The following is a 16284-nucleotide window of genomic DNA, read 5'->3' as shown; positions in this document are numbered from 1 at the left end:
CCACGCCAGGAAGCCGCTACGCAGGGTCGCCCCGCGGTGCCGCGCGGGGAGCTACACCGGGGGCAGCAGCTTCTTCTGCGGCTTGCCCATCGCGTTGCGCGGCAGCGCCTCCAGGAAGCGCACCTTGCGGGGCCGCTTGTGGACCGAGAGCCGCTCGGCCACGAAGCCGATGAGCTCCCGCTCCCCCACCCCGTCGGCGACCACGTACGCGACGATCTCCTGGCCCAGGTCCTCGTGCGGGGCGCCGACGACCGCGGCCTCCCGCACCGCCGGGTGGTCCAGCAGCGCGTTCTCCACCTCGCCCGCCCCGATCCGGTAGCCACCGGACTTGATCATGTCCGTCGAGGCCCGCCCGACGATCCGGTGCGCCCCGTCCTCCTCGATGGCCGCGATGTCGCCGGTGCGGAACCAGCCGTCCTCGGTGAACGATCCCGAGGTCGCCTCGGGGCGGTTCAGATAGCCGTCGAAGAGCGTCGGTCCGGAGATCTGGAGCTCGCCGATGTCGACGCCCGGCTCGGCCACCACCCGGGTGGCGATGCCCGCCAGCGGGGTCCCCACATAACCGGGGCGCCGCTCGCCGTCCGCCCGCGCGGAGACCGTGATGAGGGTCTCCGTCATGCCGTACCGCTCGACGGGGCGCTGCCCGGTGAGCCGCTCCATGGCGTGGAAGACCGGCGCGGGCAGCGGGGCGCTGCCGGAGACCAGCAGCCGGGCCCCGCTCAGCGCGCGGGCGGCGGACTCCTCCCGCACCACTCGGCCCCACACCGTCGGCACGCCGAAGTACAGGCTGCCGCCGGCCGCCGCGTACGCCTCCGGAGTCGGCCGCCCGGTGTGCACCAGCCGGCTGCCCACCCGCAGCGCGCCCAGCACGCCCAGCACCAGCCCGTGCACGTGGAACAGCGGCAGCCCGTGCACCAGCGTGTCCTCCGGCGTCCACGCCCACGCCTCCGCGAGCGCGTCCAGGTCGGCGGCGACCGCGCGCCGCGAGATGAGCGCGCCCTTGGGGGCGCCGGTGGTGCCCGACGTGTAGAGGATGAACGCCGTGGAGTCCGGCTCGGGTTCCGGCTTGGACCACGCCGCGCGCTCGCGCACGTCCACCGGGACCGTCTCCACGCCCGACCCGCCCGGCCCGCCCGGCCCGCCCGGCCCCTCGCCGGCGGACTCGTCCTCGCCGGCGCCGGTGAGCAGGAGCGCGGCGCCCGAGTCGCGCAGGATGTGGCCCCGCTCGGCCGGCCCGGAGTCCGGCGGCACCGGCACCACCGGCACCCCGGCGAGCAGCGCGCCCGTCACCGCCGTGACCGTCTCCAGCGAGGCGGTGGCGCGGACCGCGACCACCGGCGCCCCGGCGATCCGGGCGGCCACCGCGCCGGCGGCGCCCAGCAGGTCCTCGCGCGAACAGGGTCGGCCCGCGACCACGAGCGCGTCCGGACGGTCGCCGCCGGGCTCGGTGAGGGACGACAGCAGAGGTGCGGCCACGGGCTGCTCCTTCGGCAGGGGGGCTGTCCCCGGACGATTTCGGGGGGCTAGCCCTACTTACAACGGCACTCCCTGACCGTACCGTCGACAGCATGGACGCCCGCGACCCCGAGCTGACGCGAGAACTCGACGCCACCTTGCAGACCCGCAAGGAACTGGGCGCCGAATACGAGAAAGAGCTGGTGGACTCCTTCATGGAGAAGGTCGAGCAGCGCTTCGACGCCGCCGCCGACCGACATGTTCGACGGCACATGGCCGAGCAGCAGATGGCCGCCGCGCGTGGCTCCCGCCCGCAGTTGATCGGCGGTCAGCCGGGCCAGCCGCCCGCGCCGGGCGAGGGCCTGGGCATCGGCGAGCGCTTCGGCTTCGTCGCCGTATCGCTGGTGCTCGCGATCCCGCTGTCCGCGATCGCCGTGGTCAACGCCGGGCTGTCGGGCCTGCTCATCTGCTGGGCCGGGATCGTCGGTGTCAACGCGGTGCATGCGGCCGGCGCCCTCAACCTCTTCCGCCGCTGGCGCGGCGACCACGCCCCCGACCGCCGCGACTGACCCCGGCCGCGCGTCGGGTCCTCGCGGGGTCCGGCCGAACGGTGGGAGCGCCCGGCGGCGAGCGACCGCGGAGAGAGACCGCGGAGAGAGACTGAGCGGGGGCCGCCGCACCCCGGTGTGAGCACCGAGGGCGGGACGACGGCGGTCCCCCGCGGGGACGCGCGACTCCGGTTCAGGTCCGTGCCGTCGCGTCCGGGCGACCTTGGAGGTCCGGGAGCCGCTCCGGAGGTCCGTGTCGCCGCACTTCGGGTGTCGGCGCGTCCTTGCCGACGTCCTCCAATGTGCCCGACGCGTGTTAAATGCGTGCTGCGCTCGCGTGACGCATACGTACCGTTTACGCGAAGTCGCGTTCAGCGGACCTTTTCTGACGACTCCTTGACGGCGACGACGGGCGAGCGCCACCCCCGTACGGCGGGGCGAGCGCCACTCCCGTACGGCGGGCGAGTGCCACCCGCCGAGCGGCGGGGCGAGTGCCACCTCCGGAACGCGGGGCGAGTGCCGAACGGCGGGCGAGCGCCGCCCCCGAACGGCCGGTGGGGCGCCGCGGGACCGTACGGTCCCGCGGCGCCCCACCTCTCAGGTCGGCGGCCGGCGGCCGCTGACTCAGTGCGCCTTGGCCGCGGTCTTCGCCAGGTAGGCGAGCAGGTCCTGCCGGCTCACCACACCCTTGGGCTTGCCCTCCACCAGCACTATGGCGGCGTCGGCCGTGCCCAGGGCGGCCATCAGGTCCTCGACCGGCTCGCCCGAGCCGACCTGCGGCAGCGGCGGGCTCATGTGCTTCTCCAGCGGGTCGGTGAGCGAGGCGCGCTGCGCGAAGAGCGCGTCCAGCAGCTCGCGCTCCACCACCGAGCCGACGACCTCCGCGGCCATCACATCGGGGTGGCCGGCGCCCGGCTTGACGATCGGCATCTGCGAGACGCCGTACTCCCGCAGCACCTCGATGGCCTCGCCGACCGTCTCTTCCGGGTGCATGTGGACCAGCGAGGGCAGACCGCCCTCCTTGCCCTCCAGCACATCGCCGACGCGGACGGCCGGGCCGGCCTCCTCCAGGAAGCCGTAGTCGGCCATCCAGTCGTCGTTGAAGATCTTCGAGAGGTAGCCACGGCCGCTGTCCGGCAGCAGCACGACCACGACGTCGTCCGGGCCGAGCCCCTCCGCGACGCGCAGCGCGGCGACGACCGCCATGCCGCAGGAGCCGCCCACCAGCAGGCCCTCCTCCTTGGCGAGGCGGCGGGTCATCTGGAAGGCGTCCTTGTCGGAGACCGCGACGATCTCGTCCGCGACGGTGCGGTCGTAGGCGGTCGGCCAGAAGTCCTCGCCGACGCCCTCGATCAGGTACGGGCGGCCGGAGCCGCCGCTGTAGACGGAGCCCTCCGGGTCGGCGCCGATGACCTTGACCTTGCCGTCACTGGCGTCCTTCAGATAGCGGCCGGTGCCGCTGATGGTGCCGCCGGTGCCGACGCCCGCGACGAAGTGGGTGATCTTCCCCTCCGTCTGCTCCCACAGCTCCGGGCCGGTGCTCTCGTAGTGGGACCGCGGGTTGTTCGGGTTGCTGTACTGGTCGGGCTTCCAGGCGCCGGGGGTCTCGCGCACCAGGCGGTCCGAGACGTTGTAGTACGAATCGGGGTGCTCGGGGTCGACGGCGGTGGGGCAGACGACGACCTCGGCGCCGTAGGCCCGCAGCACGTTGATCTTGTCGGTGGACACCTTGTCCGGGCAGACGAAGATGCACTTGTAGCCCTTGCGCTGGGCGACCATGGCCAGGCCCACACCGGTGTTGCCCGAGGTCGGCTCCACGATGGTGCCGCCCGGCTTGAGCTCTCCGGAGCGCTCCGCGGCCTCGATCATCCGTACGGCGATACGGTCCTTCACCGAGCCGCCGGGGTTGAAGTACTCAACCTTGGCCAGGACCGTCGCCTGGATGCCTTCCGTGACGTTGTTGAGCTTGACCAGCGGCGTATTGCCTACCAGCTCAATCATCGATTCGTAGTACTGCACGCCCTACTCCTGGTTAAGCGGGATCGTTGAGCGGGATCTCCGCGGGTCGAGGGGGTGGCCGCCGTCGCGGTCCCGTGATGTCAGCTTATTGCGCTATCGGTGGAGTGCTCACGCGTTGCGTGAGAGCCCCGGCAGGGCACCTAGGTGTTAGCAAGGAGTACCGAGCAGTACGAAGCGGGTGTCCGGCTGGAAACACGACCGGGAGGTGGACGGTCCCATGTCGATGTCGAGGGCGAGGGTCGCCCGGCGGATCGCCGCCGCGGCGGCCTACGGCGGTGGTGGGATCGGGGTTCTGGGCGGGGTCGTCGTCGGCCTGGTGCTGACCGAGGTCTCGCTGGCCAGGAAGGTGGTCGGCGGGTCGGACGCGGTGACGCCGGTCGCGGACGGGCGATACGGCTTCGCCTTCGCGCTGCGCAACGGGCAGCAGCCGCTGCGGCTGGCCTTCCTCGGCGACTCCACCGCCGCCGGCCAGGGCGTCCACCGGCCGAGCCAGACTCCTGGCGCGCTGCTGGCCTCCGGCCTCGCCGCGGTGGCCGAGCGCCCGGTGGACCTGCGGAACGTGGCCAGCTGCGGGGCGCAGTCCACCGACCTGCAGCGGCAGGTCTCGCTGCTGCTGGCGGATCCGCGGACGCGGCCCGACGTGTGCGTGATCATGATCGGTGCGAACGATGTGACGCATCGCATGCCGCCCGCCGAGTCGGTGCGGCTGTTGTCGGACGCGGTGCGGCGGCTGCGCGAGAGCGGCTGCGCGGTGGTCGTCGGCACCTGCCCGGACCTGGGCACCATCGAGCCCGTCTACCAGCCGCTGCGCTGGATCGCGCGCCGGCTGAGCCGACAGCTGGCGGCCGCGCAGACCATCGCGGTGGTCGAGCAGGGCGGGCGCACGGTCTCGCTGGGCGATCTGCTGGGGCCGGAGTTCGAGGCCCGGCCGCGGGAGCTGTTCGGCCCGGACAACTACCACCCCTCGGCGGAGGGGTACGCGACGGCCGCCATGGCCGTCCTGCCGACGCTGTGCGCGGCGCTGGGGCTGTGGCCGGAGGAGGACCGCCCGGAGGCGGCCCGCCAGGAGGGGTACCTGCCGGTGGCGCGGGCGGCCGCCGAGGCCGCGGCGGAGGGCGGTACGGAGGTCACGGCCGCCCGAGGCCCCTGGGCCCTGCTGCTCCGCCGCCGCCGTCGCCTCCCGGAATCCCAGCCCCCCACCGCCCTCCCCACCCCAGAGCCTTGACCCCGCGGGTGCGTGGCGGCGGGGGCGGGTGCGTGGCGCGGGTGCGCGGTGGCGGGGCGGGTGCGCGGTGGCGGGGCGGGTGCGTGGGTGCGGGTGCGTGGTGGTGGGGCGGGTGCGTGGTGGTGGCGCGGGCGTGGGTGCGGGTGCGTGGTGGTGGTGGGCGGGGGTGGGTGGGTGGTGCCGGGGGATGGGGTCTCCGGGGCCGGGGACCTGGACCGCATATTTACGGCGAGAACCCACCCCCACCCAACCACCCCCGCCTCACGCCACAAATATGCGACAGCGTCCAGCCCCCCACCCCTGCGACCCCGCCCCCTCCCCCCGCCCGAAAACAACCCCAGCACGGTAGCGCCGGCCAACAGGAACGCAGAGCACAGCCAAACGACGGCCCCACACTGAGCCCCCGATAGCCAGGGAAACGACCCCGGCGCGGTAGCTCCAGCCACGGAGAACGCAGCCCACGACCACGCAACGGGACCACCCCAGTCCCCGAGTGGCCGGGGAAACGGCCCCGGCGCGGTAGCGCCGGTCAACGGGAACGCAGGGCACCGCCGCGTGGCGAGGCCACCCCGCATACCCCCAAGAACGAAGGGCCACCCCGTGGACTGCAGGCCGTACAGCCCCCGCCCCACCCCGCGGGCACCCGAAGCCTCGTAGGCCCCGCCCCACCCCGCGGGTTGGGGTGCACGGGCGGGTGGGCGGGGAAAAGGACCCCCGGCGCGGTAGCGCCGGTCAAGGGGCACGCGGGGCACGGCCGCGTGGTGGGGCCACCCCGACACAACCCCCGGGCACGAAGCCCCACCCCCGGGGAACGGAAGCCGTGCAGGCCCCGCCGCACCCCGCGGGTTGGGGTGAACGGGCGGGTGGGCGGGGAAAGGGCCGGCGCCGTAGGCGGCGGGGAGGGAGTGAGGGGGCACCCCCTCACTCGACGGGCCCTCCCCGGGAGGGGGTGACGCGCGGCACAGCGAGCAACCCGTGACCCCCGCCGTACGTGCGGGTAACTTCCCAGAGAGTCCAGCCCTCTCCCTGTCAGGAGCCGTGATGCCCGAAGCCGTGATCGTCTCTGCCGCCCGCTCCCCGATCGGGCGCGCCTTCAAGGGCTCGCTGAAGGACGTGCGGCCGGATGACCTGACCGCCGAGATCATCAAGACCGCGCTGGCCAAGGTGCCCGAGCTCGACCCGCGCGACATCGACGACCTCATGCTGGGCTGCGGTCTCCCCGGCGGCGAGCAGGGCCACAACCTGGGGCGGATCGTCGCCGTACAGCTGGGCATGGACCACCTGCCGGGCTGCACCATCACCCGGTACTGCGCCTCCTCGCTGCAGACCTCCCGGATGGCCCTGCACGCGATCAAGGCGGGCGAGGGCGACGTCTTCATCTCGGCGGGCGTCGAGACCGTCTCGCGCAGCGTCAACGGCTCCTCTGACGGCATGCCGGGCACCCACAACCCGCTCTTCGCGGAGGCGGAGGCCCGTTCCGCGCACCGCGCCGAGCACGGCGGCGAGGGCTGGCAGGACCCGCGCGAGAACGGCCTGCTGCCGGACGCGTACATCGCCATGGGGCAGACCGCGGAGAACCTGGCCCGACTCAAGGGCATCACCCGCGAGGAGATGGACGAGTTCGGCGTCCGGTCCCAGAACCTCGCCGAGGAGGCCCTCAAGAAGGGCTTCTGGCAGCGCGAGATCACCCCGATCACCACGCCCGACGGCACCGTGGTCTCCCAGGACGACGGCCCGCGCGCGGGCACCATGCTGGAGGGCGTCCAGGGCCTCAAGCCCGTCTTCCGCCCCGACGGCCTGGTGACGGCGGGCAACTGCTGCCCGCTCAACGACGGCGCGGCCGCCCTGGTGATCATGTCCGACACCAAGGCGCGTGAGCTCGGCCTGACCCCGCTGGCCCGGATCGTCTCCACCGGCGTCTCCGGCCTCTCCCCGGAGATCATGGGCTACGGCCCGGTGGAGGCCAGCAAGCAGGCGCTCGCCCGCGCCGGACTGACCATCGACGACATCGACCTGGTCGAGATCAACGAGGCGTTCGCCGCCCAGGTGATCCCGTCCTACCGGGACCTCGGCATCGACATCGACAAGCTGAACGTCAACGGCGGCGCGATCGCCGTCGGCCACCCGTTCGGCATGACCGGCGCCCGCATCACCACCACGCTGATCAACTCGCTCCAGTTCCACGACAAGCAGTTCGGTCTGGAGACCATGTGCGTCGGCGGCGGCCAGGGTATGGCTATGGTGATCGAGCGGCTCAGCTAGTCGCCCCATCTCAGCTGTGACCGAATCTCCCCCAGGATGTGACCTATGTCCTGGGGGAGCGGCGTCTGCGCAGGTCAGTGTGGTGCGCGCGGGACGTCTGGGACTAAATACCTGTCCGTTTAATGACGTTATGCACTAACAGGGACCTGCGCCGCGAGCCAAGCTGAGGTAGGAATTCGGGGGATCCACAGCAATCGGGAGTATGTCAGTGAGCGCCATGACTCTTGTCGTCCTGTTGGCCGCGGCCGCCGCCACGGGCGTGGGCGTCGCCGCCCTGTACACCACTCGCGACCTGCGCCGGCAGATCGTCGCCCTGCGCGCCGAGTTGGCGCTGAGCGCCGCCGCGCGGCAGGAGGCCGCCGTGCCCCCCGCCCGTACCGTTCCCGCCGCCGAGATACGCGCGGCCGTCGCGGACGCGCTGGCCGAGGAGCGCGAGCGCGAGCTGGCCGAGGCCCGCGCTTTCTGGGCCGCGCAGGAGGCCCGCGATGTGACCGGCTCCTCCCCCGCCGGCGAGGCGTCCACGCTCCTGGGCGAGCTGGCCGGGCTCGCCGACGACCCCGCCCTGGACGCGCAGCTCGACGCCCGACTGGACGCCGCCGTCGACGCCCAGCCCGAGAGCCAGCTCTACGTCCCCCGGCAGGCCGACTTCGCCGGCCTGGAGCCCATGTTCGGCCCCGAGGTGCTGGACCCCTCCGGCGAGGTGGAGCTGGAGGCCGACGTGGTGGAGTCCGCCGAGCTGGCCGCCGCGCGCCGCCGCCACCCCTCGCACCCGGACTTCACCCCCGCGCCCGGCATCACCGACCACGAGCGCACCGTCGCCCGGCTGGCGGAGCTGACCGAGGCCGGCACACCGCTGGCCGACGTGCGGCCCGGCCCGCTGGGCACCCTGGACGTCTACGTCTTCGCCGACGGCACCACGATGTGCATGACCCCCGGTCACCGGGAGACCGCCGAGCGGCTCGCCGGCGCGCTGCGCGCGGGCACCTCCCCGGTGCTGCTGGGCAGCTCGGGGGTGGCCGGGGCGTACGCCCTGACCTTCCGCTGCGGCGACGAGAACGTCTACGTGCTCGCCGACCGCGTCATCGCCTCGCTGTAGCGAAGCAGCCGGCGCCCGGCCCCGCAAGGGCTCCGGTACGCCCGCCCCACGCCCCAGCGCGCGCCCGGCGCACCGGCTCGGCACGCTCCCCCCGGCACCTCCGGTGCGCCCGCTCGGGCTACCCGGCACGCGCCGCTCGGCGCACGGCAGCCCCGCTCAGCGCACCCGCTCGGCGGCAGCCTCCACCCGTTCCAGCGCCTCCGCCAGCGACGCCGCCACGACCTCGGAGGGCGCCGCCCGGAGCGCCTCCACCAGATCGTGGCCCGCCACCGCCAGTTGGTCGCCGACCGCGAACAGCCCGGTGTCAGGCATCATTCTCGGCTCTTTTCCGGGCTCCTCTATCGCCTGCGCCCGCGCCGCCAACGCCCGCGCCAGCTCCCGCCCTTCCGCCGCGGCGCCCCTGGTCAGGGCGGACTGGGGCAGGGTGCGAAGCCGGTCGGCGAGGCGGTCGACCGCGTTCAGTAGGGACGTCACGTCGTTCACATCGCGAGCCTATGCGCCGCCAACGGACTGTTGCCAACGCGCCCACGCTCAGGCAACGTGAGCTGAAGACCAACCTGGGCCACGACGTGGAACAGCGATCGGACATGCCGGAGGCGCCGAATGTCCCCAGTCTTCTCCGAAGAGACCCACCGCAACCTGCTCTCCCGAATCCCCGCCTGCACCGGCCGTGAAGTCTCCGACTGGATGCGCACGGTAGACGAAGGACCCGCTCTCCTCCGCTTCGAGGAAAAGGTGAGCTGGCTGCGCGGCGAGCACCAGCTCGCCTACGGGCACGCAAAGGCGATCATCCACGAGCACGACCTGCGCCGGGCGGCGCGCAAGCTGCTCTAGCCGGGTTCGCCACGACGACGCGACCGACGTGACAGGCATGACATGACAGGCATGGCAGACACGGCGAAGGGCCCGCGGGGGCGTTGCCTCCGCGGGCCCTTCTTCGCCTCGGTGGGATCACCTCGGCCGGGTTACAACTCCCTGATGATGGCGATCAGCCGCAGCATCTCCAGGTAGATCCACACCAGCGAGAGGGTCAGGCCGAACGCGGCCAGCCACGACTCCTCGCGCGGCGCGCCGTACCGCACGCCGTCCTCGATCTGCTTGAAGTCCAGCGCCAGGAACGCCGCACCGAGCAGCACGCCCACGATGCCGAAGACCACGCCGAGGCCACCGCTGCGGAAGCCGAGGCCGTCACCGCCGCCGAACGCGGCGAACAGCAGGTTCACCGACATCAGCAGCACGAAGCCGATCGCGGCGGCGAGCACGAAGCGCATGAAGCGCTGGTCGACCCGGATCAGCCGGGTCTTGTACGCGGCCAGGACACCGACCGAGACGGCCATGGTGCCGAGCACGGCCTGCATCGGGATGCCGGACCAGCGCTCGTTGTAGATCTGGCTGATGACGCCGAGGAAGATGCCCTCGAACGCCGCGTACGCCAGGATCAGCGCGGGGACGGCCTTGCGCTTGAACGACTGGACGAAGCCCAGCACCATCGCGACCAGCGCGGCGCCGAAGCCGGCCGCGGCCGGCAGCTCCGCGATCCAGGCGACCGCGGCGGCCACGATGACCGTGCCGAGCGTCATGCCGGTGCGCATGACGACGTCGTCCATCGTCATCCGGCCGGTCTGCAGCGGGCCCGCCGGCGGCGCGCCGTACATCTGCTGCAGCTGGTCGGGCGTCAGCTGGTGCTGGTCGCCCATCGCGTACGGGTTCGTCGGGGCCTGCGGCTGGGCGTACGGGTTGCCCTGTGCGTACGGGTTGCCCTGAGTTGCGGTGGGGCCCCCGGCCTGCGGCGCAGCGCCGAAGCCCGCAGAGCCGGCGTCGCGGCTGAACCGCGAGAAGACCGGGTTGCTGCTCCTCATCCCTCACTCCTCCATGGCCGCCGTGCGCGACCTTGGCTCAAGAGTAATGGGTGAGCAAAAGAGACGCTCTAGTGCTCGGGCAGGATCTTTCGCGGAAGACTCCGTTCCGGGTGACGCCGCGCGAGGCGACCGGAAGGGATGCTTCCGGACAGTCGGCGACCGAACCCGCACGGAGCGTGTGCGGGGATGGCCATGGCTGTGCCCGGAGCCGGACTTGAACCGGCACGGCCCGAAGGCCAGCGAGGTTTAAGCTCGCCGTGTCTGCATTCCACCATCCGGGCAGGACTCTCCGGCCGTATCGCGGTGCATACGGCGCTTCGAGGTGAGCGAGTCGAGCCTATCCGGGGAGGTGCCCCCGAACAGCGGAACGTCGAACCGAGGTTGTCTTATTTTATTGGCAACTTGAGGGTTCATCAGCAGGGGGCCAAGGCCCTTGGCATATGCCATTGGCCTACAGAGCCTGGTCACTGGACGCGCTCCCATCGTGACAGGGAATGACGAAATCTCGCCGCCCGGTGCGGCCCCGCACCCGGGCGCGACATGGCCCGAAAGCCCCCCGAAGAGAGCCCGGGGAGAGCCCGGGGAGAGCCCGGCGAGCGCCCGGTCAGAGCCCGGGGAGAGAGCCCGGTGAGGGTCCCGCGCGGACTCCGTGAGGGGAGGGGGCGGGGCCGGTGAGCGACCGGCGCGGACGCGCGCTCCCCGCGTACACCCTCCTTCTCGGGGCCCGGGGGTCTCCTCCTCCCCAGGGAGGAGAGGAGCCCTCCGACGTACCTCCTGGGTCTGCCCCCGGAACCGGAGCACGGGCTGATCCGCCGGGCCGATCCGGACTGGACGATGGAGGAACGTCCGCGACCCCACACCGAGGAGCTGTCCACCGTGACCACCTTCCCCTCCGGCGTCCACACCGCCGCCCGCCCCACCGCGGCGGCGGCCCGCGCCACGGACCTGTCCAAGGTCTACGGCCAGGGCGAGACCCAGGTGGTCGCCCTGGACGCGGTCTCCGTCGAGTTCCGGCAGGCCGAGTTCACCGCGATCATGGGCCCCTCGGGCTCCGGCAAGTCGACCCTGATGCACTGCATGGCCGGGCTCGACACGGTCTCCAGCGGTTCGGCGCGCATCGGCGACACCGAGCTGACCTCGCTGAAGGACAAGAAGCTCACCCAGCTGCGCCGCGACAAGATCGGCTTCATCTTCCAGGCGTTCAACCTGCTGCCGACGCTGAACGCGCTGGAGAACATCACGCTCCCGATGGACATAGCCGGCCGTAAGCCGGACAAGGCGTGGCTGGACCAGGTGGTCGCCACCGTCGGTCTCTCCGGGCGGCTCAAGCACCGCCCCAACCAGCTCTCCGGCGGTCAGCAGCAGCGCGTCGCCGTGGCCCGCGCGCTGGCCGGCAAGCCCGAGATCATCTTCGCCGACGAGCCCACCGGAAACCTGGACTCCCGCTCCGGCGCCGAGGTCCTCGGCTTCCTGCGCAACTCGGTGCGCGAGCTGGGCCAGACGGTGGTCATGGTGACCCACGACCCGGTCGCCGCCTCCTACGCGGACCGCGTGGTCTTCCTGGCCGACGGCCGCATCGTCGACGAGCTGCACACCCCGAGCGCCGAGGCCGTCCTCGACCGCATGAAGCGTTTCGACGCCAAGGGCCGCGTGAGCTGAGCCCCCGACCCGACCGCCGGCCCCCACCCCAGGACTGACCACTCCCATGTTCCGTACCGCCTTGCGCAACGTGCTCGCGCACAAGGCCAGGCTGCTGATGACCGTGCTCGCCGTGCTCCTCGGCGTGGCCTTCGTCTCCGGCACCCTGGTCTTCACCAACACCATCTCCGACGCCTACCAGAAGAGCTCCGAGAAGGGGTTCGTGGGCGTCGACGTCGCCATCACCCCCGACGACGACAACGACGACGCGAAGAAGCCGGGCGACGCCCCCAAGCTCAGCCAGCGGCTGCTGGACCGCGCCGGCACGGTGCCGGGCGCCGCCTCCGTGACCGGAATCGTCTCCGGCTACACCGCCATCTCCGACAAGGACGGCGACCTCCTCGGCGGCGGCTTCAACAACGCGGGTGGCAACTACCACCCGTCGAAGGACGGCAAGGACGCCCGCTACCCGATGCGGGACGGCCGCGCCCCGCAGCGCGCGGGCGAGATCGCCCTCGACGCCAAGAGCGCCGACAGCGGCGACTACAAGGTCGGCGACACGGTCCGGGTCTCGGTCGACGGCCCGGTCCTGAAGCAGAAGCTGACCGGCATCTTCACCACCGACGACGGCAACGTCGCGGCGGGCGGCACGCTCACCCTCTTCGACACCGCCACCGCCCAGAAGCACTTCGCCAAGCCCGGCCAGTTCAGCGAGATCGACGTGAAGGCCGCCGCCGGCACCTCGCAGGCCGCGCTGAAGGCCGAGATCGAGAAGATCCTGCCGAAGGGCAAGGCCAAGGCCGAGACCGGCCAGGAGGTCGCCGACGACCAGGCCGAGGCGATCAAGAGCAGCATGAGCGGGATGCGCACCGGCATGCTGGTCTTCGCCGGCATCGCGCTCTTCGTCGGCATCTTCCTGATCGCCAACACCTTCACCATGCTGGTCTCCCAGCGCACCAAGGAGCTGGCGCTGATGCGCGCGGTCGGCGCCAGCCGCCGCCAGGTCACCCGCTCGGTGCTGATCGAGGCCACCGTCGTCGGCACCATCGCCGCCCTCACCGGCCTGCTCGCCGGCGTCGGGATCGGCGCCGGGCTGCGCTCGCTGCTGAACTCCACCGGCGCCACCGTGCCGGACGGCCCGCTGATCGTCTCCCCCTCCACCGTCGTCACCGCGCTGGTCACCGGCATCGTGGTGACCGTGCTCGCCGCCTGGCTGCCCGGCCGCCGCGCCGCGAAGATCCCGCCGGTCGCCGCCATGAGCAGCGTCCACGCGGTCGCCACCACCCGCAGCCTGGTCGTCCGCAACACCATCGGCGCGATCTTCGCCGGCGTCGGTGTGGCGATGGTGCTGGCCGCCACCGGCATGTCCGACGGCAAGGCCATCATGGGCATGGGCGCGGTCGTGCTGCTGATCGGCGTGTTCGTGCTGACCCCGCTGCTGTCCCGGCCGATCATCGCGGCCGCCGGCCCGCTGCTGCGCGTCTTCGGCATCTCGGGCAAGCTCGCCCGGCAGAACGCGGTCCGCAACCCGCGCCGCACCGCCGCCACCGCCTCCGCGCTGATGGTCGGCCTCACCCTGATCACCGGCCTGACCGTCATCGCGGGCAGCGTCCAGAAGTCCATCGACAAGATGGCCACCGACGCGCTCAAGGCCGACTACGTGGTCTCCATGGGCAGCTTCGACGGCGGCATCCCGCTCTCCCCGGACGTGGCGAAGAAGCTCGCCTCGCTGCCGGAGACCACCGCCTCCAGCCCGCTGCGGCTGTCCGAGTCCCGGATCAACGGCAACTCGGAGACCCTGGTCGGTGTCGACGGCAAGGCCATGGGCCGGCTGCTCGACCTCGAGTTCCAGCAGGGCGCCTTCACCTCGCTGGGCGGCGACAAGGTCATCGTCGACAAGGACACCGCCAAGGACGAGGGCTGGAAGGTCGGCACCCGGCTCGACGTGGTCTACGAGGACGGCAAGCGCGGCACGCTCTCCGTCAGCGGCGTCTACCAGGGCAACGAGATGATCCGCGGTCTCATGATCGAGAACGCCGCGCTCGCCCCGCACATCGACCAGCCCCGCGACATGCAGGTGATGCTCGCGACCAAGGGCGGCCCGAGCGACGCCGCCAAGAACGCGCTGGAGAAGGCCCTGGGCGACAACCCGGCCATCCACGTCCAGGACAAGGACGACGTCTCCGAGGACATCGCCAAGTTCTTCACCCTGATGCTGAACATGCTCTACGGCCTGCTGGGCATGGCCGTGATCGTCGCCGTACTCGGCGTCATCAACACCCTGGCCATGTCGGTCTTCGAGCGGTCGCAGGAGATCGGCATGCTGCGGGCGATCGGCCTGGACCGGCGCGGCATCAAGCGCATGGTCCGGCTGGAGTCGCTGGTCATCTCGCTCTTCGGCGGGGTGCTCGGCATCGGCCTCGGCGTCTTCTTCGGCTGGGCCGCCGGTGAGCTGCTCGCCAGCGGGCTGTCCACCTACGAGCTGGTCCTGCCCTGGGGCCGGATGGCCGTCTTCCTGGCGCTCGCCGCGCTGGTCGGCGTGCTGGCCGCGCTGTGGCCGGCCCGCCGGGCCGCCAAGCTCAACATGCTGGCCGCCATCAAGTCCCAGTAGTACCGGCCGCGGGCGGGAGGCCCTCCGCCTCCCGCCCGCCACGCCGCCGGACGGCCGCCACCCCGCCTCGGGAGTGGCGGCCGTCTCGCGTTCCGAAAGCCGGAAGCCGGAAGCCGGAAGCCGACGTACGGGCGCCTTCGGGGCTGTACCCGGGTCGCGCGGGCCGCCGGCCCGCGGGGGTCGTACGCGCCCTCAGCCGCGCCAGTCCCTGGTCCGCAGCGGCATCCCGGCGGCACCGGAGAGCGGGGTGCGGACGGCGAGGACCTGGTTGACCCCGATGCGGTTGCGCTCGAAGGACACGGCACACGCCGCCATGTAGAGCCGCCAGACGCGCGCCCGGCCCGGCGAGGTGACCGCCGCCGCGCGCGCCCAGTTCGCCTCCAGGTTGACCACCCAGCGGCGCAGGGTCAGCGCGTAGTGCTCGCGGATGGCCTCCACGTCGCGCACCTCGAAGCCGGCCTCCTCCAACTGGCCGACGGTGCGGCCCACCGGGGCGAGCTCGCCGTCCGGGAAGACGTAACGGTCGATGAACTCGTCCACGCGGTACGAGGTCTCGTCCGGGTCCGGCCGCCGGGCGATCTGGTGGTTGAGCAGCCGCCCGCCGGGGGCCAGCAGCCCGTGCAGGCTCTCCGCGTACGCGGCGTACCGCACGGAACCCACGTGCTCGGCCATGCCGATGGAGGAGATCGCGTCGTACGGACCGTCCGTCACCTCGCGGTAGTCCTGCACCCGGATCTCCACCCGGTCGGTGAGCCCGGCGTCGGCGATGCGCTTGCGGGCGTACGTGGCCTGTTCCTCGGAGAGCGTGATGCCGACCGCGCGCACTCCGTACTCACGCGCCGCGTGCAGCACCATCGAGCCCCAGCCGCAGCCCACGTCCAGCAGCCGCTGACCGGACCCGAGCGCCAACTTGCGGCAGACGAGGTCGAGCTTGGCGCGCTGGGCGTCCTCCAGGGACTGGCCGGCCCCCTCCCAGTAGGCGCACGAGTAGACCATCGAGGGGCCCAGCACCAGCTCGTAGAAGTCGTTGCCGACGTCGTAGTGGTGGCTGATGGCCGCCCTGTCGCTGCGCAGCGTGTGCAGCGGGCCGCGCCGGACGGGGGCCTCCTCGGGGGGCGGGGCGGGCGGCAGCCCCGGGCCCGCGAGGGCGACCGCCGCACGGAGGGCGGCGCGCAGCTCCGGGTCGCGCAGCGCGCGGAGCGCGGCGAGGGCGGGAAGCTGTCGCCGGCCGGAGGAGCGCTCCCAGACCAGCCCGGAGAGGCGGTCCAGGGCCTCGTAGAGGTCGCCCTCGATGTCGAGGTCGCCCGCCACCCAGGCGCGGGCCAGGCCGAGTTCACCCGGCTTCCACAGCAGCCGGCGCAGCGCTCGGCGGCGCCTGACGACGAGGGTCGGGGCGCCCGGGGGGCCGGCTTCACTGCCGTCCCAGGCGCGGATGCGGACGGGGAGCGGGACCCCCAGCGCCTCCTGAGCGAGCGCGGTGAGCCGTCGAGCGGCGTCGGCCATGTCGCACACCTCCGTGATGGGTCGTCAACGAAGAGTCCACCCCTCACGTAAACACCGTCCGGTCCGTC

At 72.5% G+C, this 16284-nt stretch carries 12 protein-coding genes and 1 tRNA gene; 7 read left to right on the top strand and 6 right to left on the bottom strand.

The annotated features are described in order from the left end of the window. Window positions 1-51: 51 nt before the first annotated feature. Window positions 52-1476, bottom strand: coding sequence for an acyl-CoA synthetase (locus tag LRS74_RS20140; protein WP_277742298.1), 1425 nt, complete (start codon window positions 1474-1476; stop codon window positions 52-54). A gap of 92 nt (window positions 1477-1568) precedes the next feature. Here LRS74_RS20140 and LRS74_RS20135 point away from each other — a divergent pair, with 92 nt between their 5' ends. Continuing rightward, complete coding sequence (locus tag LRS74_RS20135; RefSeq protein ID WP_277742297.1) at window positions 1569-2024, top strand: hypothetical protein; 456 nt, start codon at window positions 1569-1571, stop codon at window positions 2022-2024. 603 nt (window positions 2025-2627) lie between these two features. Here the strand turns inward: LRS74_RS20135 and LRS74_RS20130 are convergent. After that, window positions 2628-4022, bottom strand: coding sequence for a cystathionine beta-synthase (locus tag LRS74_RS20130; protein ID WP_144386825.1), 1395 nt, complete (start codon window positions 4020-4022; stop codon window positions 2628-2630). Window positions 4023-4239: 217 nt separating this feature from the next. Between LRS74_RS20130 and LRS74_RS20125 the strand changes: the two genes are divergently transcribed. The 3 genes from LRS74_RS20125 to LRS74_RS20115 all read left to right on the top strand — a co-directional run bounded on the left by LRS74_RS20125 (window position 4240) and on the right by LRS74_RS20115 (window position 8605). Further along, entirely contained in the window at window positions 4240-5247 is a 1008-nt protein-coding gene (locus LRS74_RS20125) for an SGNH/GDSL hydrolase family protein (protein WP_277742296.1), read from the top strand. A 1041-nt stretch (window positions 5248-6288) separates the two neighbouring features. Continuing rightward, the gene (locus tag LRS74_RS20120; RefSeq protein WP_277742295.1) at window positions 6289-7509 is read left to right on the top strand and encodes an acetyl-CoA C-acetyltransferase; all 1221 of its coding nucleotides are present in this window, start codon (window positions 6289-6291) and stop codon (window positions 7507-7509) included. A 208-nt stretch (window positions 7510-7717) separates the two neighbouring features. Next, on the top strand, window positions 7718-8605 hold the full coding sequence (locus LRS74_RS20115; RefSeq protein WP_277742294.1) for a hypothetical protein: 888 nt from the start codon (window positions 7718-7720) through the stop codon (window positions 8603-8605). Between the two features lie 156 nt (window positions 8606-8761). Here LRS74_RS20115 and LRS74_RS20110 read toward each other — a convergent pair whose 3' ends face one another. Beyond that, window positions 8762-9088: a hypothetical protein gene (locus tag LRS74_RS20110; RefSeq protein WP_277742293.1), complete on the bottom strand. Its 327-nt coding sequence runs from the start codon at window positions 9086-9088 to the stop codon at window positions 8762-8764. Window positions 9089-9208: 120 nt separating this feature from the next. Between LRS74_RS20110 and LRS74_RS20105 the strand changes: the two genes are divergently transcribed. Beyond that, window positions 9209-9439 (top strand): DUF4287 domain-containing protein, encoded by a 231-nt coding sequence (locus LRS74_RS20105; RefSeq protein ID WP_144386820.1) that lies wholly within the window; start codon window positions 9209-9211, stop codon window positions 9437-9439. A gap of 131 nt (window positions 9440-9570) precedes the next feature. Here the strand turns inward: LRS74_RS20105 and LRS74_RS20100 are convergent, their stop codons facing one another. Both LRS74_RS20100 and LRS74_RS20095 read right to left on the bottom strand, forming a co-directional pair. Next, window positions 9571-10464 (bottom strand): Bax inhibitor-1/YccA family protein, encoded by an 894-nt coding sequence (locus tag LRS74_RS20100; protein ID WP_277742292.1) that lies wholly within the window; start codon window positions 10462-10464, stop codon window positions 9571-9573. Between the two features lie 199 nt (window positions 10465-10663). Then, a tRNA-Leu gene (locus LRS74_RS20095) sits at window positions 10664-10745 on the bottom strand. A 595-nt stretch (window positions 10746-11340) separates the two neighbouring features. On the opposite strand from LRS74_RS20095, the gene LRS74_RS20090 reads away from it, so the two are divergent. Together LRS74_RS20090 and LRS74_RS20085 are read left to right on the top strand one after the other, a co-directional pair. Then, window positions 11341-12123, top strand: coding sequence for an ABC transporter ATP-binding protein (locus LRS74_RS20090; protein WP_277744847.1), 783 nt, complete (start codon window positions 11341-11343; stop codon window positions 12121-12123). A gap of 46 nt (window positions 12124-12169) precedes the next feature. Beyond that, the gene (locus LRS74_RS20085; protein WP_277742291.1) at window positions 12170-14713 is read left to right on the top strand and encodes an ABC transporter permease; all 2544 of its coding nucleotides are present in this window, start codon (window positions 12170-12172) and stop codon (window positions 14711-14713) included. Window positions 14714-14905: 192 nt separating this feature from the next. On the opposite strand, the gene LRS74_RS20080 is transcribed toward LRS74_RS20085, so the two are convergent. After that, window positions 14906-16216 (bottom strand): cyclopropane-fatty-acyl-phospholipid synthase family protein, encoded by a 1311-nt coding sequence (locus tag LRS74_RS20080; RefSeq protein WP_277742290.1) that lies wholly within the window; start codon window positions 16214-16216, stop codon window positions 14906-14908. Window positions 16217-16284 lie beyond the last annotated feature (68 nt).

Source organism: Streptomyces sp. LX-29 (genome assembly GCF_029541745.1).
In the GTDB taxonomy this organism is placed as follows: Bacteria; Actinomycetota; Actinomycetes; order Streptomycetales; family Streptomycetaceae; genus Streptomyces.
This window is presented reverse-complemented; position numbering and strand designations above follow the sequence as displayed.

Bases quoted from the DNA above. Each gene is read 5' to 3' on its own strand.
- LRS74_RS20135 (WP_277742297.1), top strand. From the start codon at position 1,569: ATGGACGCCCGCGACCCCGAGCTGACGCGAGAACTCGACGCCACCTTG.
- LRS74_RS20125 (WP_277742296.1), top strand. From the start codon at position 4,240: ATGTCGATGTCGAGGGCGAGGGTCGCCCGGCGGATCGCCGCCGCGGCG.
- LRS74_RS20120 (WP_277742295.1), top strand. From the start codon at position 6,289: ATGCCCGAAGCCGTGATCGTCTCTGCCGCCCGCTCCCCGATCGGGCGC.
- LRS74_RS20105 (WP_144386820.1), top strand. From the start codon at position 9,209: ATGTCCCCAGTCTTCTCCGAAGAGACCCACCGCAACCTGCTCTCCCGA.
- LRS74_RS20100 (WP_277742292.1), bottom strand. From the start codon at position 10,464: ATGAGGAGCAGCAACCCGGTCTTCTCGCGGTTCAGCCGCGACGCCGGC.
- LRS74_RS20085 (WP_277742291.1), top strand. From the start codon at position 12,170: ATGTTCCGTACCGCCTTGCGCAACGTGCTCGCGCACAAGGCCAGGCTG.
- LRS74_RS20080 (WP_277742290.1), bottom strand. From the start codon at position 16,216: ATGGCCGACGCCGCTCGACGGCTCACCGCGCTCGCTCAGGAGGCGCTG.